Source organism: Amycolatopsis sp. VS8301801F10, assembly GCF_046195355.1.
In the GTDB taxonomy this organism is placed as follows: domain Bacteria; phylum Actinomycetota; class Actinomycetes; order Mycobacteriales; family Pseudonocardiaceae; genus Amycolatopsis.
In genome coordinates, this window is record NZ_CP176065.1 from 2,899,807 (window position 1) to 2,926,395 (window position 26,589).

A 26,589-nucleotide genomic window follows, 5' to 3' on the forward strand; every position below is an offset into this window, starting at 1 on the left:
GGGCTCTCATCCCGTGAGAGCGGTTGGGCGTTTCGTCCGGCCTGGTTAGCGTCGCGCCCAGCCGACCCGATCCCGACCGCTAGGAGCGAGCACATGCCGGAAGACACCACGAGCTGGTCCTTCGAGACCAAGCAGATCCACGCGGGGGCGGCGCCCGACCCGGCCACCGGAGCCCGCGCGACGCCGATCTACCAGACCACCTCGTACGTCTTCCGCGACACGCAGCACGGGGCGGACCTGTTCAGCCTCGCCGAGCCCGGCCACATCTACACGCGCATCAACAACCCGACCCAGGACGTGCTGGAGCAGCGCGTCGCCACCCTCGAAGGCGGCGTCGCCGGTCTCGCGTTCGCCTCCGGTTCGGCGGCGGTCACCGCGGCGATCCTGACCCTGGCCAACTCGGGCGACCACTTCGTCACCAGCCCGTCGCTCTACGGCGGCACCTACAACCTCTTCCACTACACGCTGCCGAAGCTCGGCATCGAGGTCACCTTCATCGACGACCAGGACGACGCCGAGCAGTGGCGGGCCGCGGTCCGGCCGAACACCAAGCTGTTCTTCGCCGAGACTCTGGCCAACCCGAGCAGCGCCGTCCTCGACATCCGCAAGGTCGCCGACGTCGCGCACGAGGTCGGCGTCCCGCTGGTCGTGGACAACACGGTGCCGACGCCGTACCTGGTCCGCCCGATCGAGCACGGCGCGGACATCGTCGTGCACTCGGCGACGAAGTACCTCGGCGGCCACGGCACGACGGTCGCCGGCGTGCTGGTCGACGGCGGCACCTTCGACTTCGGCAAGGACCCGGCCCGGTTCCCCGGCTTCACCGAGCCCGACCCGAGCTACCACGGTCTCAAGTACTGGGAGGCGCTCGGCCCGGGCGCGTTCGCGGCCAAGGCGCGCGTGCAGATCCTGCGCGACACCGGCGCGGCGATCGCCCCGCTGAACAGCTTCCTCATCCTGCAGGGCATCGAGACGCTGTCGCTGCGCGTGGAACGGCACTCCGCCAACGCGCAGGCGCTCGCGGAATGGCTGGAGGAGCGCGACGAGGTCGAGAAGGTCTACTACGCCGGTCTCCCGTCGAGCCCGTACCACGCGGCGGCGCAGAAGTACCTGCCGCGCGGCGTCGGCGCGGTGCTGTCGTTCGAGCTGCGCGGCGGCGTCGAGGCGGGCCGGAAGTTCGTCGACGGCACCGAACTGCACAGCCAGCTGGTGAACCTCGGCGACGTGCGCAGCCTGATCGTGCACCCGGCGTCGACCACGCACAGCCAGCTCGGCCCGGACGAGCAGGTCGCCGCCGGCGTCACGCCGGGCCTCGTGCGGCTCGCCGTCGGGCTGGAAGGCATCGAGGACCTGAAGGCCGACCTCGAGGCGGGCTTCCGGGCCGCCAAGGCGGCGCTGTGACGGATCCCGGCGCGAGTCCTCCGCCCGTCACCGGCGCGTGGCGGGCGGGGGACCCACCCGGCAACCGGCAGTGGTTCACCGGCCCCGGCGCGCTCGCGCTGGAGGCCGGTGCGACCCTGCCCGGCTACACCCTCGCGTACGAAACGTGGGGAACGCTCAACTCCGACGGGTCCAACGCTGTCCTCGTCGAGCACGCGCTCACCGGCGACAGCCACGCCGCCGGTCCCGCCGGACCCGGACATCCGAGTCCCGGATGGTGGGACGGACTGATCGGCCCCGGCAAGGCTTTCGACACCGGCGAGCTGTTCGTCGTCGCCCCTAACGTGCTCGGCGGCTGCCAGGGGTCGACCGGCCCGTCCTCGCCCGCTCCGGACGGCGAGGCGTGGGGCAGCCGGTTCCCGGCCCTGACCGTCCGGGACCAGGTCGCCGCCGAAGCCGCCCTCGCGGACGCGCTCGGCATCGAACGCTGGGCCGCCGTCGCGGGCGGTTCGATGGGCGGGATGCGGGCTCTCGAATGGGCGGCAAGTCAACCCGATCGGGTCGCCTCCGCGCTCGTTCTCGCCTCGACCGCCCGCGCGTCCGCCGAGCAGATCGCCTGGGCCGCACCGCAGCTGCACGCGATCCGGAGCGATCCGGCCTGGCACGGCGGCGACTACTACACCGCCGCCGAGGGCCCGCACCGCGGACTGGGCGTGGCCCGGCGGATCGCGCACGTCACCTACCGCTGCGAACCCGAACTGGAAACGCGTTTCGGAAACCGGCCGCAGCCGGACGAGGATCCGCTGACCGGCGGCCGGTTCGCGGTCGAGTCCTATCTGGACCATCACGCGGACAAACTCGTCCGCCGGTTCGACGCGGGTTCCTACGTGGTGCTCACCGAATCCATGAACACCCACGACGTCGGCCGCGGCCGAGGCGGGGTCGCCGCCGCACTGGGCCGGGTCACCGCGCGCACGGTGGTCGCCGCGGTGGACAGCGACCGGCTTTACCCGCCGTACCAGTCGCACGAGATCGCCGGCGCGGTCGGGGGCGAGGCCGCGGTGCTGACTTCGCCGTACGGCCACGATTCGTTCCTCATCGAGACCGAGCAGATCGCCGCGCTGGTCAAGACCCTGCTGGGCTGAGACGCGGTGAGGGCCGCCTCGAAACCAAGGCGGCCCTCACGCGTCTTCGCGAAAACTGTCAGCCGATCGCCGAGGTCAACGGCGAGTAGTAGCCGCCCCGCTGCCCGGCGGCGGTCGGGTGGTAGGACTCGTCCACCGGCCAGGTCAAGCTGTGCAGGTAGTCGCTCGCCGACGAGCAGATGTTGTGCCCGACGAACGCCGAGCGCACGTCCACGAACTTGCCGCCGGCGGCGGAAACCCGCGACGACAGCACCGAAGCCAGCGTGTCCGCCCCGGAGTTGATCGCCGACCGCTTCGTGTCGCTCAGCCCGACGTTGCACGAACCCGGCACGGTGTAGAAGCGCGGGTAGGACAAAACGACCAGCTTGGCGCCGGGGGCCTTGCTCTTGGCCGCCGAGTACACCTTGTCCAGCAGCCCGGGCAGGGTGTTCTGGACGTAGGTCTTGGCGGTGTTGACCCGGTCCACGCAGGTCTGGTCGCTGCCCAGCGTGCACGTCTTGATCACGTCGGTGAACCCGGCGTCGTTGCCGCCCACGGTGAGCGTGATCAAGGTGGCGTTGGACGGCATCGAGCTGATCTGGTTCAGCACGTCGCCGGTCTTCGCGCCCGAGCAGGCGAGGAAGGTGAAATTGGTGCCGGAGTGGGCGTTGGCCCACAGCTGGCCGTACGCGTTGGCACTGCGTTTGCAGCTGCCGGAATCGCCGTAGCTCCCGGCGCCCACTCCGGAGGAGTAGGAGTCGCCGAGCGCGACGTAGTTTTGCGACGCAGCGCTCGCACCGGTGGCGAAGCCGAGCGAGGCAGCGAGAGCGACCCCCAGGGCCGCGCACATCCGAAAGATGCGTCGTGATGGTTGACGGGTGTTTGCAGCCATTAGGTCACTCCTGTCGTGACAGCTTGACGCGGTAAAGCTTTACCAGGTGCAATCCCCACGAGACACCCCTCAAATCCGGGTGCCTCCACTTGGCTCAAGCAGGAAGTAGGACGGTAAGTTAGCGTTCGCTAACCGCGGGACCTACTATGTGCGGATGTCGGCGAATTCCCTCCCACTGGTGAACGGCGCGAAGCCGAACAGGCGGGAACAGATCCTCTCCGCCGCCGCGGAGCTGTTCGCCCACCACGGTTTCCACGGCGTCGGCATCGACGACATCGGCGCGGCCGTCGGCATCTCCGGTCCCGCGCTGTACCGGCATTTCCGCAGCAAGGACGCGATTCTCGGGGAAATGCTCAACTCGATCAGCCACTACCTGCTCGAAGGCGGCACCAAGCTCGCCGCGGCGGGCGGCGCCCCGGACGAGCTGCTGGCCGCGCTCGTCCGCTTCCACGTCGACTTCGCGCTCGAGCATCCGTCGCTGATCACCGTGCAGGAGCGCAATCTCGCGAACCTCACCGACGGTGACCGCAAGCAGGTGCGCGCGCTCCAGCGGCAGTACGTCGAGGTGTGGGTGCGGGCGATTCGCGAAGCTGTGCCCGGCCTCGGCGAACGCCAGGCCCGGTCGGCGGCACACGCCGTGTTCGGCTTGATCAACTCCACGCCCTACAACCGCCATCTCGGTGACAGCGCGCTCGCCGATCTGCTGTGCCGCCTCGCGCTGGGCGCCCTTTCCGCGGCGGGCTGAGGCCGCGATCCGGGGTATCCCGCCGACCGCCGGTCTGGTGTTTGATAGGCACGTGACCGCGGACCGGAGCGAGGGCGAGCAGCGGCTCGTCGAGAAGGCACAGCGCGCGCTCGTCGCCATCAGCCTTGGCGAGGACACGGAGGCGCTGGAAGAGGTCACGCCCTCGTCCGACGAGCCGGGCGAACGCGACGAGGAAACCAAAGAGCTGATGCTGCTGCTCTTCGGCGAGTGCAGCGCGATGGTGTCCACGCTCGGTGACGGCGGCACCGCCCCGGTCAAGGTGCAGGTTTTCGACGAAGCGGGCGAAGAGGTTTCGATCGACCAGGCGGATCCGCCGGTGCGCACCGCCGTTCGCACGCTGCTCGCCGAGGTGCACGGCAACACCGCCGCCGCGCGCGAACAGGTCGAGATCGCGCTGGCGAGCGCCGCGCCGAACGAGGTGGACAGCCTCCTGCTGCAGGCGCTGCGCTGGACGATCCGGCTGTCGGTCGAATGCCTCGAACGGGATTTGCCGGTGGCCGGCTGGATCTCCGACGCCGTCGCGGGCTGACCTGCTCCCTCCTTTCACCCGGTCGCGCGGCCGGGTGCTTCGTGCTGGGCTGGACACGGCGGTTAACGAGCACTAACATCTCCGGCGGAGTTAACGACCGCTAACGTCTCGACGGAGAGCCATGGACACGCCGGTACTGCGCAGTTCCGCGGACCCGAACAGCGACGCCTTCGCCCGGAGCGTCACCTCGCACGGAGAATTGGTCGAGGATCTGCACAAGCGGCTCGCCGCCGCCCGGCTCGGCGGGCCGGAGAAATCGCGCGCCCGTCATGTGGAACGCGGCAAACTGCTGCCTCGGGACCGGGTGGACACGCTGCTGGACCCGGGATCCCCGTTCCTCGAGCTTTCGCCGCTCGCGGCCACCGGGCTGTACGACGACGAGGCCCCGTCGGCGGGCATCATCACCGGGATCGGGCGGGTGTCCGGCCGCGAATGCGTGATCGTGGCCAACGACGCCACGGTCAAGGGCGGCACCTACTACCCGATGACGGTGAAAAAGCACCTGCGGGCGCAGGAAGTCGCCCTGCACAACAACCTGCCGTGCATTTACCTGGTCGACTCGGGCGGCGCGTTCCTGCCGCGCCAGGACGAGGTCTTCCCGGACCGCGAGCACTTCGGCCGGATCTTCTACAACCAGGCCACCATGTCCGCGCGCGGGATCCCGCAGATCGCCGCCGTGCTCGGCTCGTGCACCGCGGGCGGCGCGTACGTCCCGGCGATGAGCGACGAAGCGGTCATCGTGCGCAATCAGGGCACCATTTTCCTCGGTGGCCCGCCGCTGGTGAAAGCCGCGACGGGCGAGGTCGTCACCGCTGAGGAACTGGGCGGCGGCGACGTGCACGCGCGCCAGTCCGGCGTCACCGACCACCTCGCGGACGACGACGCGCACGCGTTGCGCATCGTCCGCGACATCGTCTCCACGCTCGGCCCGCGCACGCCGCGGCCGTGGGACGTCAAGGAGATCGAACCGCCCGCGGTGGACGAACGCGAGCTGTACGGCGTGGTGCCGACGGACTCGCGCACCCCGTACGACGTGCGCGAGGTCATCGCCCGCATCGTCGACGGCAGCCGGTTCGCGGAGTTCAAGAAGGAATACGGCTCGACGCTCGTCACCGGCTTCGCGCACATCCACGGCCACCCGGTCGGCATCATCGCGAACAACGGCGTGCTGTTCGCCGAGTCCGCGATGAAGGGCGCGCACTTCATCGAACTGTGCGACCGGCGTTCGATCCCGTTGGTGTTCCTGCAGAACATCACCGGCTTCATGGTCGGCCGCGCGTACGAGGCGGGCGGCATCGCCAAGCACGGCGCGAAAATGGTCACCGCGGTGGCCTGCGCGCGGGTGCCGAAGTTCACCGTGATCATCGGCGGCTCCTTCGGCGCGGGCAACTACTCCATGTGCGGCCGGGCGTATTCGCCGCGATTCCTGTGGATGTGGCCGAACGCGCGGATTTCCGTGATGGGCGGCGAGCAGGCGGCCTCGGTGCTGTCGACGGTCCGCCGCGACGCGATCGAGGGCCGCGGCGGCGAATGGTCCACTGAGGACGAAGAGGCCTTCAAGGACCCGATCCGCGAGCAGTACGAGGAACAGGGCAGCCCGTACTACTCCACGGCGCGGCTGTGGGACGACGGCGTGATCGACCCGGCGGACACCCGCACGGTGCTCGGGCTCGCGCTGTCGGCCGCGGCCAACGCGCCTTTGCCCGAGGTCAACTACGGCGTCTTCCGGATGTGATGAGGGTGTTCGAGACTGTTCTGGTCGCCAACCGCGGGGAGATCGCGGTTCGCGTAATCCGGTCGCTGCGTGCGCTCGGGATCCGTTCGGTCGCGGTGTACAGCGACGCGGACGCAGATGCCCGGCACGTGCGCGAGGCCGACACCGCGGTGCGCCTCGGCCCGGCCGAAGCGGCGAAGAGCTACCTGTCGATCCCGGCGATCATCGACGCGGCAAGGGAAACCGGCGCGCAGGCGGTGCACCCGGGGTATGGCTTCCTCGCCGAGAACACCGCGTTCGCGCGGGCGTGCGCGGAGGCCGGGCTGGTGTTCATCGGCCCGCCGCCGGAAGCGATCGACAAAATGGGCGACAAGATCCGGGCGAAGGCCACGGTGTCCGCGGCCGGGGTGCCGGTGGTGCCCGGTGCGTCCGATGTGGACATTCCGGAAGGCGGCTTCGCCGAAGCGGCGGCGAAAGTCGGCTACCCGCTGCTGCTGAAGCCGTCCGCCGGCGGTGGCGGCAAGGGCATGCGGCTGGTCCACGATGAGTCCGAACTGGACGCCGCGATCGAGTCCGCGCGCCGGGAGGCGAAGAGTTCGTTCGGCGACGACACGCTGCTGATGGAGCGGTTCGTCACCACGCCGCGGCACATCGAGATCCAGGTGCTGGCCGACGCCCACGGCACCGTGCTGCACCTCGGCGAGCGCGAGTGCAGCCTGCAGCGGCGGCACCAGAAGATCATCGAGGAAGCGCCGTCGGTGCTGCTGGACGAGGCGACCCGGGCGAAAATGGGCGCGGCGGCCGCCGAAGCCGCGCGGTCGGTCGGGTACGTCGGCGCGGGCACCGTCGAGTTCATCATGTCCGCGCACAACCCGGACGAGTTCTTCTTCATGGAGATGAACACCCGGCTGCAGGTCGAGCACCCGGTCACGGAGATGGTGACCGGCCTCGACCTGGTGTCCTGGCAGGTGCGGGTGGCGGCGGGGGAGCCGCTCGGACTGACGCAGGAAGACGTGCGCCTCGACGGGCACGCCGTCGAAGCCCGCGTTTACGCCGAGGATCCGGCGCGCGGGTTCATCCCGACCGGCGGCACGGTGCTGGCCGTGCACGAGCCCTCCGGCGACGGCGTGCGGGTGGACTCGTGGATGTCGGTCGGCGCGGTGGTCGGCTCGAACTACGACCCGATGCTGGCGAAGATCATCGCGCACGGCCCGGACCGCGCGTCGGCGCTGCAGAAGCTGGACCGCGCGCTGGCCGACACCGCGTTGCTCGGGCTCGGCACGAACATCGCGTTCCTGCGCGGCCTGCTCGCCGACGAGGACGTCCGCGCCGGACGGCTGGACACCGAACTGGTCGACCGGCGACTGTCCGAATTGGTCTCCTCGGAAGTCCCGGCCGGGTTCTTCGTCGCCGCGGCCATGGACCGGCTGCTCGCGCTGCAGCCGACCGGCGCGGTCGTGGACCCGTGGGACATCCCGAGCGGATGGCGGCTCAGCGGACCCGGTGGGATCACTTTCCGCTTGCGCACTGGGGAAAACCAGGCCGTGGTGCGCGTCGAGGGCACGCCGTCGGACGCTACGGTGCGAGTGGACGACTCCGAACCAGTGCGGGTTTCCGCCCGCCGCGAAGGCGATCTGCTCGAAGTCCGCCGGGCGAACGGCGTGGAGCGCTACCGCTGCGCCGACGGTCCACAACGGACAGTGTGGCTGGCCCGCGAAGGCAAGTCGTTCGCGTTCGCCGACCAGGAAGTGACGCTGTCCTCGCGCGGCGAGGCGGCGGGCGCCGGTCCGGTGAAGAGCCCGATGCCGGGAACGGTGCTGGTGGTCAAGGCCGCCGAAGGCGACGTGGTGAGCGCGGGCACGCCGCTGCTGGTCGTCGAGGCGATGAAGATGGAGCACACCGTGACCGCGCCGATCGACGGTGTGGTGACTGAGCTTTCGGTGCGGGCCGGCCAGCAGGTCGCGCTCGACGAGACGCTGGCCGTGGTGAGCGCAGCAGAGGAGAAGCAGTGATCGACTTCCGGCTGGACGAGGAATACGAATCGCTTCGCAAGACGGTCGAGGACTTCGCGCAGGCGGAGGTCGCGCCGGTGATCGGCCCGCTGTACGAGAAGGAAGAATTCCCGTACGAACTGGTCGCCAAGATGGGCGAGATGGGCCTGTTCGGCCTGCCGTTCCCGGAGGAATTCGGCGGCATGGGCGGGGACTACTTCGCGCTGTGCCTCGCGCTGGAGGAGCTGGCCCGGGTCGACTCCTCGGTCGCGATCACGCTGGAGGCGGGGGTTTCGCTCGGCGCGATGCCCATCTACCGCTTCGGCACCCAGGAGCAGAAGGAAACCTGGCTGCCCATGCTGACCACGGCCGAGGCGCTCGGCGGATTCGGCCTCACCGAACCCGGCGGCGGTTCCGACGCCGGAGCCACCCGCACGCGCGCCCGGCTCGACGGCGACGAGTGGGTCATCAACGGCAGCAAGGCGTTCATCACCAACTCCGGCACCGACATCACGAAGCTGGTCACCGTCACCGCGGTCACCGACGTGATGGAGAACGGCCGCAAGGAGATCTCGGCGATCATCGTCCCGTCCGGCACGCCGGGCTTCGCGGTGGCCCCGAAGTACTCGAAGGTCGGCTGGAACTGCTCGGACACCCACGAACTGTCCTTTTCGGACGTCCGGGTGCCGGCGGACAACCTGGTCGGCAAGCGGGGCCGTGGCTACGCGCAGTTCCTGTCCATTTTGGACGAAGGACGGGTGGCGATCGCCGCGCTGAGCGTCGGGCTCGCGCAGGGCTGCGTGGACGAATGCCTGAAGTACGCGAAGGACCGCGTCGCGTTCGGCCACCGGATCGGCGAGTACCAGGCGATCCAGTTCAAGATCGCGGACATGGAAGTGCGCGCGCACACCGCCCGGCTGGCGTACTACCAGGCGGCGTCGAAGATGCTGCGCGGCGAACCGTTCAAGAAGGAAGCGTCGATCGCGAAACTGGTGGCGTCGAACGCGGCGATGGACAACGCCCGCGACGCGACGCAGATCTTCGGCGGATACGGCTTCATGAACGAGTTCCCGGTCAGCCGCTTCTACCGCGACGCGAAGATCCTGGAAATCGGCGAGGGCACCAGCGAGGTCCAGAAGATGCTGATCGCGCGCCACCTCGGAGTGGGGGCCTGAGACCCAGCGCCGCCGGGGCGTCCGGGCGGAGTCCCGGCGGCGCTGCTTCACTTGTCCCTATGGAGTTCACTGTCCGGCCTGGGGTCGCCGGAGACGCAGACGTACTGCTGGGGTTTTTCGACGACGCCGTCGAGTGGCTGGTCGCGCGCGGCAGCGCGGGCCAGTGGGGCACCGAACCGTGGAGCACGATCCCGAAGCGGGTCGAGCGGGTGCGCGAGTACGCGGCCGATCCCGAGTTCCGGATGGCGGAGATCGACGGAAAGCCCGCGGGCGCGCTGATCCTCGGGGAAGCGATGCCGTACGCGCCGAAGGTCGACGAGCCCGAACTGTACGTGCGGCTGCTGATCACCTCCCGGCAGTTCACCGGGCACCGCGTCGGCTCGCGGCTGCTTGAGCACGCGATGGACGAGGCGAAACGGCGCGGGATCGATCTCGTCCGCGTCGACTGCTGGGCGGGCGGCGACGGCGATCTGCCGCGCTACTACGAGAGCCAGGGCTTCACGCCGGCCGAGCAGTTCACCGTCGACGGCTGGCTCGGCCAGGTCCTCGAACAGCGGGTTGGGGGATAGCGGCCCGGACTGATCCGGAGGACGATATTGGCTAAGTGTCAATAGAGCCGAGGAGTCCGCCATGGCCAGGCAGTCGCTCTCCGGAAAGGTCGTCGTGATCACGGGCGGCGCGCAGGGCATCGGGGCGGCCACCGCCGCCGCGCTGCACCGGCGAGGGGCCCGGCTGGTGCTGGGCGACCTCGACCGGGTCCGCGCCGAGAAAACCGCCGGCGAGCTGGCCCCGGACGTGGTCGCCGCGCCGCTGGACGTCACCGACACGGCCGCCTTCACCGCGTTCCTGGACGACGTCGAACGCACCGTCGGACCGCTCGACGTGCTGATCAACAACGCCGGGATCATGCCGCTCTCCCCGCTGGACGAGGAGGACGACGCGGCCACGCGGCGGCTGCTGGAGATCAACGTGCACGCCGTCGTGCACGGCACCCGCGAGGCCGTCAAGCGGATGAAGCCGCGCGGCCGCGGGCACATCGTTAACGTGGCGTCGATGGCCGGAAAGTCCGGATTCTCCGGAGCGGCCACGTACTGCGCCACGAAACACGCTGTGGTCGGTCTGTCCGAGGCGGTGCGGCTGGAGCTGCGCGGCACCGGCGTCGAGGTGTCGTGCGTGATGCCCGCGGTGGTGCGCACGGAACTCGCGTCCGGGCTGGGCGAGGCGCGGTTCATCAAGTCAGTAGGCCCGGAAGACGTCGCGGCGGCGATCGTCGACGCGTTGGAGCGGCCGAAGTTCGACGTCTTCGTCCCGAAATCGCTCGATCTGACCGGCCGGATCACCCGGCTGTTCCCGCGTGCGTTCGGCGAGTGGCTGGTGCGCGCGCTCGGCGGCGACCAGCTGCTGGCGTCGGCCGCGCATTCGCCCGAGCGCGCCGAGTACGAGGGCCGCGCCGCCCGGAGCGCGCCGTCCATCCCGCCTGGTGAGAGCAGCTGAGCCGGACATGCGCTTGCCCGGTGCTTGCGGGAGTGGCGTGTTGATGCCGCGCCCGCCCGCACGGCAAGATGCCCGGCAGAAGACGAGTTCCAGGAGGCGCTAGATGGTTTCCCCACCGGCCCGGTTGGCTGCCGCGGCGGCCAACGTCGTGGGCAAGGTTTTCCAGGGTGGGGTCGCCGATCTGCGGCCGATGCCGAGGGTGCTGATCGACCAGGGGCCCAACCGGTCGGTGTACCGGATGACGCACGGCGCGTCGCAGGTCTCGGGCCCGCCGGTGCTGCTGGTCCCGCCGCTGGCCGCACCCGCGCTGTGCTTCGACCTGCGCCGCGGCTGCAGCCTCATCGAGCACCTGGTCGAGGGCGGGCGGCCGACCTACCTCGTGGACTACGGCATGGTCGCGTTCTCCGACCGCCGCCTCGGCATCGAGCACTGGATCGACGAGGTGCTGCCCAGGGCGATCCGGAAGGTCAGCGAGGACGCCGGCGGCCAGGGCGTGCACCTGGTGTCGTGGTCGCTCGGCGGGATTTTCTCCATGCTGGTGAGCGCGGACCAGCCGGGCCTCCCGATCGACTCGATCACCGCGGTCGGCTCGCCGGTCGATTTCACCGCGATCCCGATCGTCGCGCCGTTCCGCCCGCTCGTGGACCTCACCGGCGGCCATCTGCTCACCCCGGTGTACCGGGTGTTCGGCGGCGCACCGTCCTATTTGGTCACCCGGGTGTTCCGCGCCACCGGGATCTCCAAGGAGATCACGAAACCGCTGGCGATCCTGAAAAACCTCGACGACCGCGACTACCTCGCGCAGATCGAGGCGGTGGACCACTTCATGGACAACATGTACGCCTACCCCGGGCGGACGTTCGGCCAGCTGTACCACCGCTTGTTCCGCACCAACGACCTCGCCGAGGGCACCGTCGACCTGAACGGGCGCAAGATCAGCCTGTCCGACGTGAAGACGCCGATGCTGGTGGTGGCGGGCGAAAACGACACCATCGCGCCGCAAGCGTCGGTGGAACGCGTGGTGCAGCTGCTGGAAAACGCGCCGGAAGTCCGGTTCCGCACCGCGCCCGGCGGGCATCTCGGCGTGCTGACCGGACGCCGCGCGCGGGGCACGACCTGGCGTTACCTGGACGAGTTTTTGGACGACCGGATCAGCTGACCGTTTCCGCGGGAATCGCGGGCGGCGGGGAATCCGCGCGCGGCCGGGAAAAACCGGCGGTACCGTGAACCGGTGATCGCTGCATACGTGACGTCGCCCGGCGACAGTTCCGAGATCAAGGTCGGTCAGCTCCCGGATCCCGAGCCGGGTCCGCGCGAAGTGCTGGTGAAAGTGTCCGCGGTGGCGGTGAACCACGTCGACACTTTCATCCGCTCCGGCGCTTATCCCACCGCGCTTACGTTCCCGTTCGTCATCGGCCGGGATCTGGTGGGCACTGTTGTCTCATCGCCAGTAGACCGCTTCGCGCCCGGCGACCGCGTGTGGTGCAACAGCCTCGGCCACGACGGCAGGCAAGGCTCCTTTTCCGAACTCTGCGCGGTGCCGGAAGACCGGCTTTACCCGTTGCCGGAAGGCGTTTCCGACGACGCCGTAGCCGTCCTGCACACCGCGGCGACGGCGTACCTTGGCCTCTTCGAGCACGCCGACGCCGGGTACGGCGAGACGATCGCGGTGCTGGGCGCGGGCGGCGGCGTCGGCAGCGCGGTCGTCCAACTTGCTTCGACCGCCGGTCTACGCGTCATCGCGACCGCCCGCGCCGACGACGCGCAGTGGTGCCGGGAATGCGGTGCCGACGAGGTTTTCGACTACGCCGATCCCGATCTCTACCGCAAGCTCCCGGCAGTGGATCTGCTGTGGGACAACGCCGGACACCACGACCTGGTCTCGGCGGTGCCGCGGTTGTCCCGCGGCGGCCGCATCGTGGCGATGGCCGGAATGCAGTCGACCCCGACCCTGCCGATCGGCCAGCTGTACACGCGCGACGCCAGCATTCGCGGTTTCGCCATCAGCAACGCCGGCATCGCCGCACTGGGTTCCGCGGCCCGCGTCGTCAACCGCGCGCTGTCCACCGGAATCCTGCGCCCCCGGATCGGCGCTCGCCTGCCCCTGTCGGAGGCCGCCGAGGCGCACCGATTGCAGGAATCAGGCGAGGCGCGAGGCCGGATCGTGCTGACGGTTTAAGCCACCGTGAGCACGACCTTGCCCTGAAGATGCCCGCGGTCCAGCAGCCGATGCGCGTCGGCGACGCGCTCGAACGGAAACGTCTCCTGCACGTGGACCCGGAGCTTGCCCTGCTCCACCAGGTCGACCAGCCCGCGCAGCCCGTCCGGATCCGGGTCCACCGCGATGCCGCTGAACCGCATTCCGGCCGCCTCGAACTTCGCGATCAACTCCGTGTCTTCGTCCGCGACCGCCGTCACCAGATGCCCGCCCGGCCGGAGAACCCCGAGCGACCGCTCGGCGCTGTCGCCGCCAAGAGTGTCGAGCACAACGTCGATCTCGCGCACCGTCTCGGCGAAGTCGACCTTCCGGTAGTCGACGACCTCGTCGGCGCCGAGCCCCTCGACGAACTCCCGCTTGCTCTCGCTGGCGGTCGTGATCACGTGCGCGCCAAGGGCTTTCGCGATCTGGATCGCGACGTGCCCGACGCCGCCGCCCCCGCCGTGGACCAGCACGCGACTGCCCGCCTCGACGCCGCCGAGGTGGACCAGCCCCTGCCACGCCGTCAGCCCGACGACCGGCAACGCCGCCGCCTCGACGTGCGAAAGCTCCTTCGGCTTGCGGACCAGATGCAGGGCCGGAGCAGCCACGACCTCGGCATACGCGTTGGCCGCACGGGGGAACAACGGCATCCCGAACACTTCGTCGCCCGGCCGGAACCGCCACGTCAACGCCTCTTCGACCACCCCGCTGACATCCCAGCCGAGCACGAACGGCGGCTCGCCGAGCAACGGAAACTCGCCCTCGCGCAGCCGCGCCTCCAACGGATTCAGCCCGATCGCCTTGACCCGGACGAGGACCTCGGTCGGGATGGCCCGGGGCTCGGGCGCGTCCGCGATCGTGAGCACTTCGGGGCCGCCGAGCTGATGCTGGGTGATGACTCGCATGACTCTCCTGATTTCTGGAGGGGAACGAAAACCAGGCTAGGAGTCCGATAGGTACCTGCGGGTACCTTGGATTCCATGAGCGGTTCCCGCGGCGTCTTCCTCGCCGACTGCCCGGCGCGGCTGGCAGTAGAGCTGATCGCCGACAAGTGGACAGTGGTTGTGCTCGCCGGTCTCAGCAAGGGCCCAGTCCGGCACGGCGACCTGGTCGAGCTGATCGGCGGCATCTCCCGGAAAGTGCTCACCCAGACCCTGCGCCGCCTCGAAGCGCACGGTCTCGTCCGCCGCCAGGCGTACGCGGAGGCCCCGCCGCGCGTCGAATACGAACTGACCCCGCTGGGAGCGACGCTGATCGAGCCGATCCACACCCTGACGGAGTGGGCCCGCGCGAATGGGGACGCGGTTCTGGACGCACTGGATTCAGCCGCGCAAAACGGCTGAGCAAGACCTGTTAACGGTGAATTCCACCTTTTAATACCGGCTGAACTGCGCTTTTCGTAATCAGTCACGCGGCAGGCACGGTCACGATTCGAATTCGGAACGGCGACGGCTGGCAACAGAGTGCAACGCCGGAGGGCCCGCCCGCGATCCGCAGGTCACTGCAGTCGGCAGAGGGAGGCCGATGGTGTTCCAGGGGGCGAGCATGCCGCCGCGGTCCGAAGCGGCGGACCAGGAGCTGCGTAGACGACCGACGCGTCGCTGACGGCGCGTCCCCGGTCCGGAATCACGCACTCCAGCAAACAGGAAATACCATGAGCGTTCCAGAAGATCGCGTAGTCGAATTCGAAGAAACCGACCATCGGAACGGCCGGTTGCGGAGGCGGATGGAGCTGGAATTCGTCAAGGACAGACTGGACAGCTCCTCGCTCGAGACGCAGTCCGTCGACGAACTCCGCTCGTCGCTGGAGCGGCTCGACGCCGTCATCGCCCGGCAACGGAAGAAGCTCGCGCTGCACAAGGCGGCGCTGGCGACGGAGAAGGCGGCGAAAGGACGTTCCGACGCCGCCCGGAAGGTGAACTCCGACCGCAGCGCGCTGAAGTTCTGCCTGGAACGGCGCGAGCAGATCCTCGAATTGATCAACGGATTGACCGTCGAAGAGGAGATCGACAAGCTCAGGAACGCGGTGTCGGTGGTCGACGACGCCGGAACCAAGGAGAAATTCCACCGGCTGCTCGGCGAGTTCGAAAGCAAAACCGGCGAGATCGACGGCGAACTGAAGGAAACGAGCCGCAAGATCGCCGAGGTCGACGCGGCGGCGATGGCCGCGGAAATCGACAAGTACGAGCGGAAAGCCAAGGTGTGGCAGAACTTCCTGGCCAAGGAATCCGTCGCGACCTACGTCGGAGCGGCGATCCTGCTGGTGATGTGCCTGTCGGTGGTGGCCGCGATGTTCGCGCACGTGGAGATCAACCAGGTGCTGTCGAGCGCGTTCCTGCTGATTTTGGGCTACTTCTTCGGGCAGTCGACGGGGAAGAAGCAGATGGAGTAAGGGAACCGCTCGGCCCGCCCCCGGTGAGGCGGGCCGAGCGGCCTCGGTCACTTCAGTTCAGCGGAAGTCTTCCCCAGCACCCGCCGGGCCACGATCAGCTGCTGAATCTGCTGCGTCCCCTCGAAGATGTCCAGGATCTTGGCATCCCGCGACCACTTCTCCAGCAACGATTCCTCCGTGTACCCGTACGCCCCGGCAAGCTCGACGCACTTCAACGTCACGTCGACCACGGTCCGGCCGGCCTTCGCCTTCGCCATGGACGCCTGCAGGGAGTTCGGCTGACGGTTGTCCGCCATCCACGCCGACTCCAGCGTCAGCAGGTACGCCGCCTCGTAGTCCGCTTCCAGTTGCAGGAAGGTCGCGGCCGCCGCGTGCTGGGTCAGGGCCGGGCGGTCGTAGTCGATGACCACGCCCGCTTCGGTCAGGATGCGGCGGGTTTCGTCCAGCGCCGCGCGGGCGACGCCGATCGCCATCGCGGCCACCAGCGGGCGGGTGTTGTCGAAGGTCTGCATGACCCCGGCGAACCCCTTGGCCGTGTCGATTTCCGGCGTGCCCAGGAGGTTTTCGGCAGGGACGCGGCAGTTTTCGAACCGCAGCACGGCGGTGTCGGACGCGCGGATGCCCAGTTTGTGCTCCACGCGCACGACCTCGAAGCCGGGCGTGGGGCGACGTCGGCCTGCTGCTGTCCATGCCGCGGCAGGGCCTTGGCAACGCGGCGATCGGCTCCGTGGCGACCGACGAGCAGCTCGAGCGGTTCAAGGGCCTGTGGGCCGCGATGGCGATCACCGAACCCGGCTGCGGTTCGGACTCGGCCGCCATCACCACGACGGCCACCAAGGACGGCGACGACTACATCCTGAACGGCGAGAAGATCTTCGTAACGTCCGGCCAGCGCGCCGACGCCGTCGTGGTCTGGGCGACGCTCGACCGCACGAAGGGCCGCGCCGCGATCAAATCGTTCGTGGTGGAGAAGGGCACTTGCGCGAGATCGGCCGGAACACCTCGGCCGCGGCCTGGTACGCCTGGTTGATCAGCGCGCCGGCCTTCTTCGGAGCTTCCAGGTTGATCATGGGGGTGCCTTTCGGAAGGGGGTCGTGAGCGGCAACGCCGGTGAGAACCGCAATGAGCACTCACGAGGGGAGCGGGTCAGAGGAGGACGGCGCCTTCCATCACGCCGATCGCTCGCAGGTCGCGGTACCAGCGCTCCACCGGATGCTCCTTCACGAACCCGTGCCCGCCCAGCAGCTGCACGCCGGCGTTGCCGATCTGCATGCCCTTGTCCGTCGCGAGCTTGCGGGCGAGCGCCGCTTCCCGCGCGTACTCCTTGCCCTGTTCGGCTCGCGAAGCCGCGCGCAACGTGACCAGGCGCAGCCCCTCCAGCTCGATCGCGATGTCCGCCACCGAGAACGCGACCGCCTGCCGGTGGCTGATCGGCTCGCCGAACGCGGTGCGCTCGTTCACGTAAGGCACGACGTAGTCCAGCACGGCCTTGCCGACCCCCGCGGCGAGCGCCGCCCAGCCGAGCCGGGAAAGCCGGACGACCTCGGTGAACACGTCCGCCTTTCCGCCGCCGAGCAGCGCGCCCGCGGGCAGCGAAACCTTCTCCAGGTGCAGCTTCCCGGTGGCCGCGCCGCGCAGGCCCATCGCCGGTTCGGACTCGATCGTCACGCCCGCGTTCGACGATTCCACCAGGAACAACGCCGGGCCGCGGCCCTCCAGATCGGCCGAAACCAGGAACAGCTCGGCCTCCGCCGCCCGCGGGACGAGCGACTTCACGCCGTCGAGCTGGTAGCCCTTCGGCGTGCGCTTCGCCTTGGTGGCGGGCTTGAACGGGTCGAACAACGGCGTCCGCTCCAGCAGCGCGAGCGCCGCGGCGGGCACCTGCTCGCCGGTGAACGCGGGCACGTAGTCGGCCTGCTGCTGCTCGTCGCCCCACGCGACCAGCGCGGTGCTCACCGCCGACGGGGCCAGCACGGCCACCGCCAGCCCGAGGTCTCCGTGCGCGAGCGCTTCCGCGACCAGCGCGTTCGTCACGACCGAACGCTCAGTGCCCGCGCCGCCCAGCTCCTCCGGAATCCCGACGAGGCTGATGCCCAGCTCGGCCGCGCGGCTCAGCAGGCCCTCCGGCGCGGCGAGCTTCTCGTCGGCGTCCGCGGCGGCCGGACGCAGCTGTTCGGCGGCGAACTCGCTGACCGTCTCGACGATGAGCTTCTGGTCCTCGTCCGGCGTCAGGTCGAACAGCCCGCGGTCGTCCGGCTTCGCCAGCCGCGCCGGTTTGCCCAGCCGCTGCACCGACGTGAACGACCGGGTCGCCGCCCCCGCCACGCGGAAACCGTTGCGGGTCCCCGTCTTGACCAGGTTCTGCACCGGTCCGCGCAGCCCGACCCGGTCGATCGCCTTGCTCCCGGCCAACCGGGTGAGCGCGGCCAGGCCGAGGCCCATCGCGTCTCGTTTCCTTGGCGCAGCCATGCAGCATCTCCCTCACGTTACCTACTCACGAGTAGGTTAGCGTGGCGATCCGGAATCCGCCAGTGCGGCCCGGCTCACTCGGAGACCGGCCGCCGGGCCAGCGACGTGCGTGACGAGGAACATCACCGCCCATCGCGCCGAACATCGCCAGCTGTGCTCGAGGGTCGTGCCGCGGTGGCCTCCGTCCGCGCGATACCTCGTGGGCACGGCAGAGGGTGCCCCGGATGGGCGACCGATCGGAGCGGTCTCGCTGACAGCGTGCGACCGACCTCGCGAGGTTCTCTTCTCTCTGAAGCCGTGACTTCACCCCTGAAGTACTTCACTGCTGAAGTCACAACTCAAAACAGAAAACCACTTTCGAAGACCTCGCCGCGTTCAGCGGAGCCCGAGGACCGTGTGCAGCACCGCGGTCAGCTCCGCCTGCAGATTCGGCCTGGTTTTGATCCGCCCGGTCCGGCTGAGGTCGTTCGCGATGGTCAGCGCGGCGTGCACCCGGATCTTCGCCTCGCGCGCCGGAAGCTCCGGAAACACCGCGCACAGCAAGGAAACCCACTGGTCGACGTAGTCGCGCTGGACTCGGCGCAGGTCGGCCTTGTCGCGTTCCGGCATGGTCACGCGGTCCGCGGTGAAGGACACCAGCAGCTCCGGGGTGCGCAGCAGGATGTGCACGTACGACGCGGCGAGCCGGCCGAGCGCGGACCGTTCGTCGGCGGCCTGCAGCGCCTGTTCGGCGGCCAGCGCGAGCCGGTCGGCGGCGCGGTGTCCGATGGCGACCATCAGCGCGGCCTTGCTGGGGAAATGCCGGTAGACGCTGGGCCCGGCGATGCCTGCCGCGGCACCGATGTCCTCCATGCTCACCGTGTGGAAGCCGCGTTCGGCGAACAGGCCGGTCGCGGCGGTCAGCACCTGCTCGCGGCGGGACGGCGTGCCGAGGCTGCTCGCGACCGGCGGCGCGGGCTCTTCCGGAACCGGCAGTGAGACGTCGAGCACTGCCAGAGCCAGCTCGACCAGCAGCGGCACGAAGCGTTTGCGCGCCACCGAGGTGTGGTGCACCGCGACGCTTCCGAACACCGACAGCGCGGCCCAGCACAGCAGCTCGGCCTCGTCCGCGGACAGCTCCGGACGCAGGGTGAGCAGGGCTTTCGTCCACGCGTCGAGCACCGCGCCGGAGCGGCGGCGGATCTCCCGGCGCTGCTCGCGGGGCAGATGCGGGCCTTCCCAGCGCCACAGCGCGGCGATCTCCCGGCGCTCGACCGCCTGCGTCGCGAGGCCGGTGAGCAGGGCGTTCAGCTGCTCGGGCGGCGGCGCGGAATCGGCGAGCGCGGCCGCGGTGGCCGATTCCATGTCGTCGATCCCGGCGAGCACAACGTAGGCCAGGATCGCCTGCTTGTCGGAGAAATGCCGGTACAGCGCGGGGCCGGTGACGCCCGCCGCGGCGGCGATGTCGTTGATCCCTACGCCGTGGAACCCCCGCGCGCGAAACAGCTCGGCCGCGACGGCAGCGAGCTGGGCCTTGCGGTCGCGAGGGCGCGTGCCGCGGGCGGGAGACGTACTCATGGTGAACTGACCATAGCGCTAATCGGAACGACAGCAACCCATTGACACCATGGGGTTCACCGGGGCTATGTTAATGGCCATTAGCACCTACTGGCCGGTATAGTCGGCGAGCGAGATACACCGCAGTGTCCAACGACGCCGCTTCGCGGAGGAGTGTTCAGTGAGTAGCGAGGCCTACATCTACGAGGCGTTGCGCACGCCCCGGGGCAAGAACAAGGGCGGTGCCCTGCACGGCACCAAGCCGGTCGACCTGGTGGTCGGCCTCATCCAGGAGCTGAAGGTCCGCCACCCGAACCTCGATCCGCAGGCGATCGACGACATCGTGCTCGGCGTCGTGTCCCCGGTGGGCGAGCAGGGCGCGGACATCGCGCGCACCGCGGCGCTCGTCGCGGGCTTGCCGCAGACGGTCGCGGGCGTGCAGCTCAACCGGTTCTGCGCGTCCGGCCTGGAGGCCACGAACGTCGCGGCGCAGAAGGTCCGCTCCGGCTGGGACCAGCTGGTCATCGCGGGCGGCGTGGAGTCGATGTCGCGCGTGCCGATGGGTTCCGACGGCGGCGCGCTGTTCATGGACCCGGCCACCGCCTACGACCACTACATCGCGCCGCAGGGCATCGGCGCGGACCTGATCGCGACGATGGAGGGCTTCACCCGCGAGGACGTCGACGCCTTCGCGGTCCGCTCGCAGGAGAAGGCCGAGGCGGCCTGGTCCGGCGGTTACTTCGCCAAGTCCGTGGTGCCGGTGAAGGACATGAACGGCGTCACGATCCTGGACCACGACGAGCACCGCCGTCCGGGGACCACGCTGGAGGGGCTGGCGAAGCTCAAGCCGGCCTTCACCACGATCGGCGAGATGGGCGGCTTCGACGCCGTCGCGCTCCAGAAGTACCACCAGGTCGAGAAGATCGACCACGTGCACACCGGCGGCAACTCGTCCGGCATCGTCGACGGGTCGGCCATCGTCCTGGTCGGCTCCGAGCAGGCGGGCAAGACCTTCGGCCTCACGCCGCGGGCGCGCATCGTCGCCACCGCCTCGATCGGGTCCGAGCCCACGATCATGCTGACCGGTCCGACGCCGGCCACCGAGAAGGTGCTGAAGACCGCGGGCCTGACCCCGGACGACATCGACCTGTGGGAACTCAACGAGGCGTTCGCGTCCGTCGTGCTCAAGTGGCAGAAGGACCTGCACCTTCCGGACGAGAAGATCAACGTCAACGGCGGCGCGATCGCCATGGGCCACCCGCTCGGCGCCACCGGCGCGATGCTGGTCGGCACCGTGGTCGACGAGCTGGAACGCCGTCAGGCGCGCCGCGCGCTGGTGACCTTGTGCATCGGCGGCGGCATGGGTGTCGCGACCATCATCGAGCGGGTGTGAGGACCGAGATGACCGAGAGCAAGACCATCCGCTGGGACAAGGATTCCGACGGCATCGTCACGCTGACCCTGGACGACCCGGACCAGTCGGCGAACACGATGAACCAGGCCTTCCGCGAGTCGCTCGCCGCGACCGTGGACCGGCTGGAGGCGGAGAAGGACGACATCACCGGTGTCGTGCTCACCTCGGCGAAGAAGACCTTCTTCGCCGGCGGCGACCTGCGCGACCTGATCCAGGCGAAGCCGGAGCACGCGGCCGAGATCACCGCGTCCAGCACCGCGATGAAGGGCCAGCTGCGCCGGCTCGAGCAGCTCGGCAAGCCGGTCGTCGCGGCCATCAACGGCGCGGCGCTCGGCGGCGGCCTCGAAATCGCGCTCGCGACGCACCACCGCATCGCGGCCGACGTCAAGGGCAGTCAGATCGGCCTTCCCGAGGTCACCCTGGGCCTGCTGCCCGGCGGCGGCGGCGTGGTCCGCACCGTGCGGCTGCTCGGCATCCAGAACGCGCTGCTGAACGTGCTGCTGCAGGGCCAGCGGATGAAGCCGCGCAAGGCGCTCGAAGTGGGCCTGGTGCACGAGGTCGTGGACACCGTCGAGGAGCTGGTGCCCGCCGCGAAGGCGTGGATCAAGGCCAACCCCGAGGGCGGCGTGCAGCCGTGGGACGTCAAGGGCTACAAGATCCCGGGCGGCACCCCGTCGAACCCGAGCTTCGCGGCGAACCTGCCCGCGTTCCCGGCGAACCTGCGCAAGCAGCTCAAGGGCGCGCCGATGCCCGCGCCGCGCGCGATCCTCGCCGCCGCGATCGAGGGCGCGCAGGTCGACTTCGACACCGCGATCCTGGTCGAGACGCGCTACTTCGTGAGCCTGGCCATCGGGCAGGTCTCGAAGAACATGACCAAGGCGTTCTTCTTCGACCTGCAGACGATCAACTCCGGCGGTTCGCGTCCGGACGGGTTCGAGAAGTACACCGCCAAGAAGGTCGGCGTGCTCGGCGCCGGGATGATGGGCGCGGCGATCGCCTACGTGTCCGCGAAGGCGGGCATCGACGTGGTGCTCAAGGACGTCTCGCAGGAGGCGGCCGAGAAGGGCAAGGGCTACGCGGTCAAGCTCGAGGAGAAGGCGCTCTCGCGCGGCAAGACCACGAAGGAGAAGTCGGACGCGCTGCTGGCGCGGATCAAGCCGACCGCCGACCCGGCCGACTTCGCGGGCGTCGACTTCGTCATCGAGGCCGTGTTCGAGAGCGTCGAGCTGAAGCACAAGGTGTTCGGCGAGATCGAGAACATCGTCAACGCGGACGCGGTGCTGGGTTCCAACACCTCGACGCTGCCGATCACCACCCTCGCCGAAGGCGTGCAGCGGACCGAGGACTTCATCGGGATCCACTTCTTCTCGCCGGTGGACAAGATGCCGCTGGTCGAGATCATCTGCGGCGAGAAGACGTCGCCCGCCACGCTGGCGAAGGTCTTCGACTACACGCTGCAGATCCGCAAGACCCCGATCGTCGTCAACGACAGCCGCGGCTTCTTCACCTCGCGGGTCATCGGCACCTTCATCAACGAGGCGGTCGCCGCGCTGGGCGAGGGCGTCGAGCCGGCGTCGATCGAGCAGGCGGGTTCGCAGGCAGGCTACCCGGCCCCGCCGCTGCAGCTGATGGACGAGCTGACCCTGACGCTGCCGCGCAAGATCCGCGCGGAAACCCGCGCCGCGATCGAGGCCGAGGGCGGCACCTGGACGCCGCACGCGTCCGAGGCCGTCATCGACACGATGATCGACAAGTACGACCGCAAGGGCCGCAGCACCGGGGCGGGCTTCTACGAGTACGACGAGAACGGCAAGCGCACCGGCCTGTGGCCGGGCCTGCGCGAGGCGTTCAACTCGGGTTCGGCGGACGTGCCGTTCGAGGACCTCAAGGAGCGCATGCTCTTCGCCGAAGCGCTGGAAACGGTGAAATGCTTCGACGAGGGCGTCCTGACCTCGGTCGCGGACGCCAACATCGGGTCCATCTTCGGCATCGGCTTCCCGGCCTGGACCGGCGGCGTGATCCAGTACATCAACCAGTACGAGGGCGGCCTGCAGGGCTTCGTGGACCGCGCCCGAGAACTGGCCGCGCGCTACGGCAGCCACTTCGAGCCGCCGCAGTCGCTGGTGGAGAAGGCCGCCAAGGGCGAGATCTACGAATAAGGATCTGTGGTGGCGGGGCCGCTTCGGGATTTCCCGGGGCGGCCCCGTTTTTCGTGGAGGGGGCGATGGCGGCCGACACACCGAACCGACCACCAGGTTCCACAACACCCGCTGCGGGACGGACCGTGATCCGAGCCGAGAGCCGGGCTCGGCTTCCTGGAATATTCGGGGTTGGCGACCGCTTGCTCGTCATCGGAAGCGGCGGGCACGTCCTCGGCACGCGGCGGATGCGGGGAACGATCGCGCGACAGGCGAACAATTAATTCTCTATTTCCGAAGTGATGATCTACGATTTTCGTAGCAAGGCGGAAAATTGATCAACCGGCGTGGAGAAACCCGTTGCTGAGCGCAACCACGTTTCCAGAGAATGGCTGAACCCGCCGTCACTCGAACAGTCGCAAGCCGCTCGCGGAAAACCGGGAAACCTTGCCATGTCGGCATAATTCCGGGACCCCTCCCTTCCGGAGCGTGGTTTACTTCGGCATGGACCAGACGGTGGCCGTCGCGAGGGAGCAGCTCGCGTTCGCTGGGGCGGATCGGCTCGTCAAGCTGATCGGGGCGCTTTATCAGCGGCCCCGCGTCGGCGACCGGCCGCGGGAATTGCAGGACAACGGGGAATGGCAGCGCGGTTATCACCAGGAGCGCGCCGAGCGGCGCGGACTGCCCATGGTGTGCCTCGTCGGCGACGCGCGCGAAGGGGTGCTCGAAGAGCTGGCCTCCCGGTTGCGGAACGCGAAGCCGGCGGGCACGGTGCGTTCGGCCTACCTCTCGCTCGCCAAACGGGCGGATTCCGACAAGCCGGGCGAGGCGACCAAGGAGAGCGTCGAGGCGGTGCGCGAGATTCTTCGGCAGGTCCGCAATACTCTCGTCAGCAACTCCCGTACGCGGGAAAGCCGATTGCGGTTCCGGCTGTTCACGCTGGTCGACCAGCTCATGGCGAAGCAGTTCTCGCCGGGCGAATCCGATCCTGAGCGAGTCCTGCTGCGCGAACTGCAAGAAAACAATCTCCTGGTCCGTTTCCGCGGAGCCATCGACAGCGCCAGCCGCGAGCTGGTGCCGCAGCATCCGGCCTGGCGGTTTCCGTTGCTGCTCTTGCGATTGCTGACGTTCGTCGTCTTCCGCGTCGCCGTCACCGGGCGCGTGCCGGGGCTGTCCGGCCGGTACCGCTGGTTCCTGCGCCAGCCGCACCTCGCGCCGGAGATGTCCGGCAGCTTCGTGCGCTTCGCGATGCGTCTCACCCACGGCGAATGGCAGAACGAATCGCCCCAGTATGTCGCGCGGTTGCTGGTCAACTCGTTCCTGGAGGACCTGCGCCGGGAGTACCGGCTGCGGCCGTGGCAGTTCTGGCGGCGGCGCCGGATGACCTACCCGGTGCTGCTGCTCGACGAGGTCGGCCCGGCCAACGGCGGCTACCGGCTGCTGGAGCTGATCAACGAGGTCCGCAACCAGGTCGGTCTCTTCGATCCGCTGCTCGTGGTGAGCGCGAGCCAGGGTCCCCCGCCGGACGCCGAGCCGAGCGAGGAGCGGCCGAAGTTCCATGCCGTCGAGGCTGCCATCGCGTACCAGGCGTGGCAGAACCTGCTCGGCGCCGACCGGCGCGCCCGGCGCCCCACCGCGTGGTACCTGCCGATCTGCCTCGACCCGCCGCGGACGGAGGACGAAAAAACCGGGGTGCGCAAGGGAATGCTGACCCTTGGCGAGCACTACGACCTCTCCGGCGGACGCGCGGCGTGGTGGACGACGCGCTGGGTCCGGGCCGGGGTGCCCGCGGTGGTGCTCGCGCTGGTCGCCGGGTTCGCGGTCGTGCGGTATCAGTCCTTTCTGGACAGTCACTGCGGCACCTCGAGCGAGTGGCTGACCTGGGTGGACGACCAGTGCGTCGGGGTGTCCGACGGCACCTTCACGCTGTTCTCCCCGCTCGACAAGGAGGGGACGATCCAGCAGGTCGAAGCGGTGGTCGCGGATCAGAACCGGCGGGCCGAGGAACTGCACCAGCAGCATCCGGAACGGCCGTACATCACGCTGGTCGACCTGGAGGCGCTGACGTCGTCGAACGGCACCGCCGAAGGGCTCACCGCGGAACGGGAATCGCTGGAAGGCTTCGCGGTCGCCCAGTCGCGGCAACTCAACGCGACCGCCGCGGCCGAGCCGATCGTGCGCATGCTGATCGCCAACGGCGGCAAGGAAATGCTCCAAGGCGCGGCGGTCGCCAGGACGCTGCTGGAGATGGCGAAACAGGACCCCAGCATCGTCGGCGTGGTCGGCCTGGACATGAGCAGCGAGCCGACCGCCAACACGATCCGCGCGCTCGGCGACGCGGGCATCCCGGTGGTCGCCGCGACGCTCACGGCAGACCAGCTCGCGGACCAGAACCCGATCTACTTCCAGGTCGCGCCGCAAAACCGCCGGGAAGCAGCGGTGGCCGCGGCGTTCGCCGCCGAGCGTCCCGGCCCTCGCTCGCTCCGCGTCTACTACTCCGACGACGACACCGATTTCTACAGTCCCAACCTTCGCGACAACCTGCTGAAAGCCTTCAAGGACAAGGGTTTCGCGGTCGAAGCACGCGCGTTCGTACCGGACGAAGGGCAAACGGCGAGGCCCGCGCACCTCCGGTACGGCGACCGGCTCGTGGGCAACGCGGGCGCTGCCGGGCGGGACAGCTGCTCCTACGACGGATACGCGTTCTTCGCCGGCCGAGGCGTCCCCGATTTCGGAGCGTTCCTGACCGGAGCCGCGCAGTGCGGCAGCACCGCGACGATCATCGGCGATGACGACGTCGCGCGTTTCGTCGCTGATTCCGTCGCGAGGGAAGACCATCGCGCGCTGCCGTACTACTATTTCGCGCTCGCGAACGCACCCGCCACGCCTGCGAAAGGCCTCGCGCGCGACTTCTACGCCACGCTCAACGCCAAGTTCGCCTTCGAGCGCACCGAAAAAGGCCGGTCGTTCGACGGCCACGCGGCACTGTCCTACGACGCCGCGCTGGTGATGATCACCGCGACCGCGTACCTGCGGGAGACGTCGTCGAAAATCCCGGTAACGCCCGGTGCGGTATGGCGCGAGATCGCCGCGATCCACACCTCGCGGCCGGATGCCAACCAGACCAACAAATACATCGAGGGAGTCAGCGGAACCATCGACTACGGGGGAGACATCGGCAGGCACGTCCCGCAGGACAAACCGCTCGCGGTACTGCGCGTCCAAGGCGGCGAGGTCGACCCGGAACTCCAGGGCTTCTGCGGCAAGGCGGTCTCCCGAGCCCCGGACCCGTGGTGCCCGGCGGACGGCTGAGGCTCGGCTGTAACAGTTTCCCGCGGATTCTCGACCTCCTCGCATTGGATCGCGAGGAGGTGC

General features: G+C 69.2%; 20 protein-coding genes and 2 pseudogenes. 17 read left to right on the plus strand and 5 right to left on the minus strand.

Features of this window, described 5'->3' with window-relative positions; all coding sequences use genetic code 11:
• Positions 1–93: 93 nt before the first annotated feature.
• Together F9C11_RS13975 and F9C11_RS13980 are read left to right on the plus strand one after the other, a co-directional pair.
• The gene (locus F9C11_RS13975; RefSeq protein ID WP_409185288.1) at positions 94–1,401 is read left to right on the plus strand and encodes a bifunctional o-acetylhomoserine/o-acetylserine sulfhydrylase; all 1,308 of its coding nucleotides are present in this window, start codon (positions 94–96) and stop codon (positions 1,399–1,401) included.
• Positions 1,398–2,525: a homoserine O-acetyltransferase gene (locus F9C11_RS13980; protein ID WP_409185289.1), complete on the plus strand. Its 1,128-nt coding sequence runs from the start codon at positions 1,398–1,400 to the stop codon at positions 2,523–2,525. The genes F9C11_RS13975 and F9C11_RS13980 overlap by 4 nt, the downstream gene beginning before the upstream one ends.
• A 58-nt stretch (positions 2,526–2,583) precedes the next feature.
• On the opposite strand, the gene F9C11_RS13985 is transcribed toward F9C11_RS13980, so the two are convergent.
• Positions 2,584–3,354: an SGNH/GDSL hydrolase family protein gene (locus tag F9C11_RS13985; protein WP_409185290.1), complete on the minus strand. Its 771-nt coding sequence runs from the start codon at positions 3,352–3,354 to the stop codon at positions 2,584–2,586.
• A 196-nt stretch (positions 3,355–3,550) separates the two neighbouring features.
• Between F9C11_RS13985 and F9C11_RS13990 the strand changes: the two genes are divergently transcribed.
• The 9 genes from F9C11_RS13990 to F9C11_RS14030 all read left to right on the plus strand — a co-directional run bounded on the left by F9C11_RS13990 (position 3,551) and on the right by F9C11_RS14030 (position 13,244).
• The gene (locus F9C11_RS13990; RefSeq protein ID WP_409185291.1) at positions 3,551–4,141 is read left to right on the plus strand and encodes a TetR/AcrR family transcriptional regulator; all 591 of its coding nucleotides are present in this window, start codon (positions 3,551–3,553) and stop codon (positions 4,139–4,141) included.
• A gap of 52 nt (positions 4,142–4,193) precedes the next feature.
• On the plus strand, positions 4,194–4,691 hold the full coding sequence (locus tag F9C11_RS13995) for a hypothetical protein (protein WP_106964916.1): 498 nt from the start codon (positions 4,194–4,196) through the stop codon (positions 4,689–4,691).
• A gap of 121 nt (positions 4,692–4,812) precedes the next feature.
• Positions 4,813–6,426 (plus strand): carboxyl transferase domain-containing protein, encoded by a 1,614-nt coding sequence (locus F9C11_RS14000; RefSeq protein WP_409185292.1) that lies wholly within the window; start codon positions 4,813–4,815, stop codon positions 6,424–6,426.
• Between the two features lie 5 nt (positions 6,427–6,431).
• Positions 6,432–8,417, plus strand: coding sequence for an acetyl/propionyl/methylcrotonyl-CoA carboxylase subunit alpha (locus tag F9C11_RS14005; RefSeq protein ID WP_409185293.1), 1,986 nt, complete (start codon positions 6,432–6,434; stop codon positions 8,415–8,417).
• Positions 8,414–9,571 carry an acyl-CoA dehydrogenase family protein gene (locus tag F9C11_RS14010; protein ID WP_409185294.1) on the plus strand — a complete coding sequence of 386 codons (1,158 nt, stop codon included), beginning with the start codon at positions 8,414–8,416 and terminating at the stop codon, positions 9,569–9,571. Before F9C11_RS14005 ends, F9C11_RS14010 begins: the two co-directional genes overlap by 4 nt.
• 59 nt (positions 9,572–9,630) lie before the next feature.
• Entirely contained in the window at positions 9,631–10,140 is a 510-nt protein-coding gene (locus tag F9C11_RS14015; protein ID WP_409185295.1) for a GNAT family N-acetyltransferase, read from the plus strand.
• Positions 10,141–10,201: 61 nt separating this feature from the next.
• Positions 10,202–11,065 (plus strand): SDR family oxidoreductase, encoded by an 864-nt coding sequence (locus tag F9C11_RS14020; protein WP_409185296.1) that lies wholly within the window; start codon positions 10,202–10,204, stop codon positions 11,063–11,065.
• Between the two features lie 103 nt (positions 11,066–11,168).
• Positions 11,169–12,224, plus strand: a complete 1,056-nt coding sequence (locus F9C11_RS14025; RefSeq protein ID WP_409185297.1) for an alpha/beta fold hydrolase — start codon at positions 11,169–11,171, stop codon at positions 12,222–12,224.
• Between the two features lie 72 nt (positions 12,225–12,296).
• Positions 12,297–13,244 carry an NADPH:quinone reductase gene (locus F9C11_RS14030; RefSeq protein ID WP_409185298.1) on the plus strand — a complete coding sequence of 316 codons (948 nt, stop codon included), beginning with the start codon at positions 12,297–12,299 and terminating at the stop codon, positions 13,242–13,244.
• Here F9C11_RS14030 and F9C11_RS14035 read toward each other — a convergent pair.
• Positions 13,241–14,170, minus strand: coding sequence for an NADP-dependent oxidoreductase (locus F9C11_RS14035; protein WP_409185299.1), 930 nt, complete (start codon positions 14,168–14,170; stop codon positions 13,241–13,243). The genes F9C11_RS14030 and F9C11_RS14035 overlap by 4 nt on opposite strands.
• A gap of 75 nt (positions 14,171–14,245) precedes the next feature.
• On the opposite strand from F9C11_RS14035, the gene F9C11_RS14040 reads away from it, so the two are divergent.
• Both F9C11_RS14040 and F9C11_RS14045 read left to right on the plus strand, forming a co-directional pair.
• A complete protein-coding gene (locus tag F9C11_RS14040; protein WP_409185300.1) occupies positions 14,246–14,608 on the plus strand; it encodes a winged helix-turn-helix transcriptional regulator in 363 nt (120 codons plus the stop codon).
• Positions 14,609–14,919: 311 nt separating this feature from the next.
• Positions 14,920–15,657, plus strand: coding sequence for a hypothetical protein (locus F9C11_RS14045; RefSeq protein WP_409185301.1), 738 nt, complete (start codon positions 14,920–14,922; stop codon positions 15,655–15,657).
• A gap of 47 nt (positions 15,658–15,704) precedes the next feature.
• Here F9C11_RS14045 and F9C11_RS14050 read toward each other — a convergent pair.
• Positions 15,705–16,319: pseudogene (locus tag F9C11_RS14050) on the minus strand (acyl-CoA dehydrogenase family protein); the annotation flags it as partial.
• On the opposite strand from F9C11_RS14050, the pseudogene F9C11_RS14055 reads away from it, so the two are divergent.
• A pseudogene (locus tag F9C11_RS14055) lies at positions 16,319–16,636 on the plus strand (acyl-CoA dehydrogenase family protein); the annotation flags it as partial. The pseudogenes F9C11_RS14050 and F9C11_RS14055 sit on opposite strands and share 1 nt — an antisense overlap.
• 167 nt (positions 16,637–16,803) lie before the next feature.
• Here F9C11_RS14055 and F9C11_RS14060 read toward each other — a convergent pair.
• Both F9C11_RS14060 and F9C11_RS14065 read right to left on the minus strand, forming a co-directional pair.
• A complete protein-coding gene (locus tag F9C11_RS14060; RefSeq protein ID WP_409186904.1) occupies positions 16,804–18,099 on the minus strand; it encodes an acyl-CoA dehydrogenase family protein in 1,296 nt (431 codons plus the stop codon).
• Between the two features lie 402 nt (positions 18,100–18,501).
• A complete protein-coding gene (locus F9C11_RS14065) occupies positions 18,502–19,683 on the minus strand; it encodes a TetR/AcrR family transcriptional regulator (protein ID WP_409185302.1) in 1,182 nt (393 codons plus the stop codon).
• Between the two features lie 160 nt (positions 19,684–19,843).
• Between F9C11_RS14065 and F9C11_RS14070 the strand changes: the two genes are divergently transcribed.
• From F9C11_RS14070 to F9C11_RS14080, 3 genes are all read left to right on the plus strand, one after another.
• Positions 19,844–21,055 carry an acetyl-CoA C-acetyltransferase gene (locus F9C11_RS14070; RefSeq protein WP_409185303.1) on the plus strand — a complete coding sequence of 404 codons (1,212 nt, stop codon included), beginning with the start codon at positions 19,844–19,846 and terminating at the stop codon, positions 21,053–21,055.
• An 8-nt stretch (positions 21,056–21,063) separates the two neighbouring features.
• The gene (locus F9C11_RS14075) at positions 21,064–23,235 is read left to right on the plus strand and encodes a 3-hydroxyacyl-CoA dehydrogenase NAD-binding domain-containing protein (protein ID WP_409185304.1); all 2,172 of its coding nucleotides are present in this window, start codon (positions 21,064–21,066) and stop codon (positions 23,233–23,235) included.
• A 468-nt stretch (positions 23,236–23,703) separates the two neighbouring features.
• Positions 23,704–26,526 (plus strand): ABC transporter substrate-binding protein, encoded by a 2,823-nt coding sequence (locus tag F9C11_RS14080; RefSeq protein ID WP_409185305.1) that lies wholly within the window; start codon positions 23,704–23,706, stop codon positions 26,524–26,526.
• Positions 26,527–26,589 lie beyond the last annotated feature (63 nt).

What these genes read in the sequence shown, in the direction of transcription:
- F9C11_RS13975 (WP_409185288.1), top strand. Translation starts at nt 94, where the DNA reads ATGCCGGAAGACACCACGAGCTGGTCCTTCGAGACCAAGCAGATCCAC.
- F9C11_RS13985 (WP_409185290.1), bottom strand. Translation starts at nt 3,354, where the DNA reads ATGTGCGCGGCCCTGGGGGTCGCTCTCGCTGCCTCGCTCGGCTTCGCC.
- F9C11_RS13990 (WP_409185291.1), top strand. Translation starts at nt 3,551, where the DNA reads ATGTCGGCGAATTCCCTCCCACTGGTGAACGGCGCGAAGCCGAACAGG.
- F9C11_RS14000 (WP_409185292.1), top strand. Translation starts at nt 4,813, where the DNA reads ATGGACACGCCGGTACTGCGCAGTTCCGCGGACCCGAACAGCGACGCC.
- F9C11_RS14015 (WP_409185295.1), top strand. Translation starts at nt 9,631, where the DNA reads ATGGAGTTCACTGTCCGGCCTGGGGTCGCCGGAGACGCAGACGTACTG.
- F9C11_RS14020 (WP_409185296.1), top strand. Translation starts at nt 10,202, where the DNA reads ATGGCCAGGCAGTCGCTCTCCGGAAAGGTCGTCGTGATCACGGGCGGC.
- F9C11_RS14025 (WP_409185297.1), top strand. Translation starts at nt 11,169, where the DNA reads ATGGTTTCCCCACCGGCCCGGTTGGCTGCCGCGGCGGCCAACGTCGTG.
- F9C11_RS14035 (WP_409185299.1), bottom strand. Translation starts at nt 14,170, where the DNA reads ATGCGAGTCATCACCCAGCATCAGCTCGGCGGCCCCGAAGTGCTCACG.
- F9C11_RS14040 (WP_409185300.1), top strand. Translation starts at nt 14,246, where the DNA reads ATGAGCGGTTCCCGCGGCGTCTTCCTCGCCGACTGCCCGGCGCGGCTG.
- F9C11_RS14045 (WP_409185301.1), top strand. Translation starts at nt 14,920, where the DNA reads ATGAGCGTTCCAGAAGATCGCGTAGTCGAATTCGAAGAAACCGACCAT.
- F9C11_RS14060 (WP_409186904.1), bottom strand. Translation starts at nt 18,099, where the DNA reads ATGGGCCTCGGCCTGGCCGCGCTCACCCGGTTGGCCGGGAGCAAGGCG.
- F9C11_RS14065 (WP_409185302.1), bottom strand. Translation starts at nt 19,683, where the DNA reads ATGAGTACGTCTCCCGCCCGCGGCACGCGCCCTCGCGACCGCAAGGCC.
- F9C11_RS14075 (WP_409185304.1), top strand. Translation starts at nt 21,064, where the DNA reads ATGACCGAGAGCAAGACCATCCGCTGGGACAAGGATTCCGACGGCATC.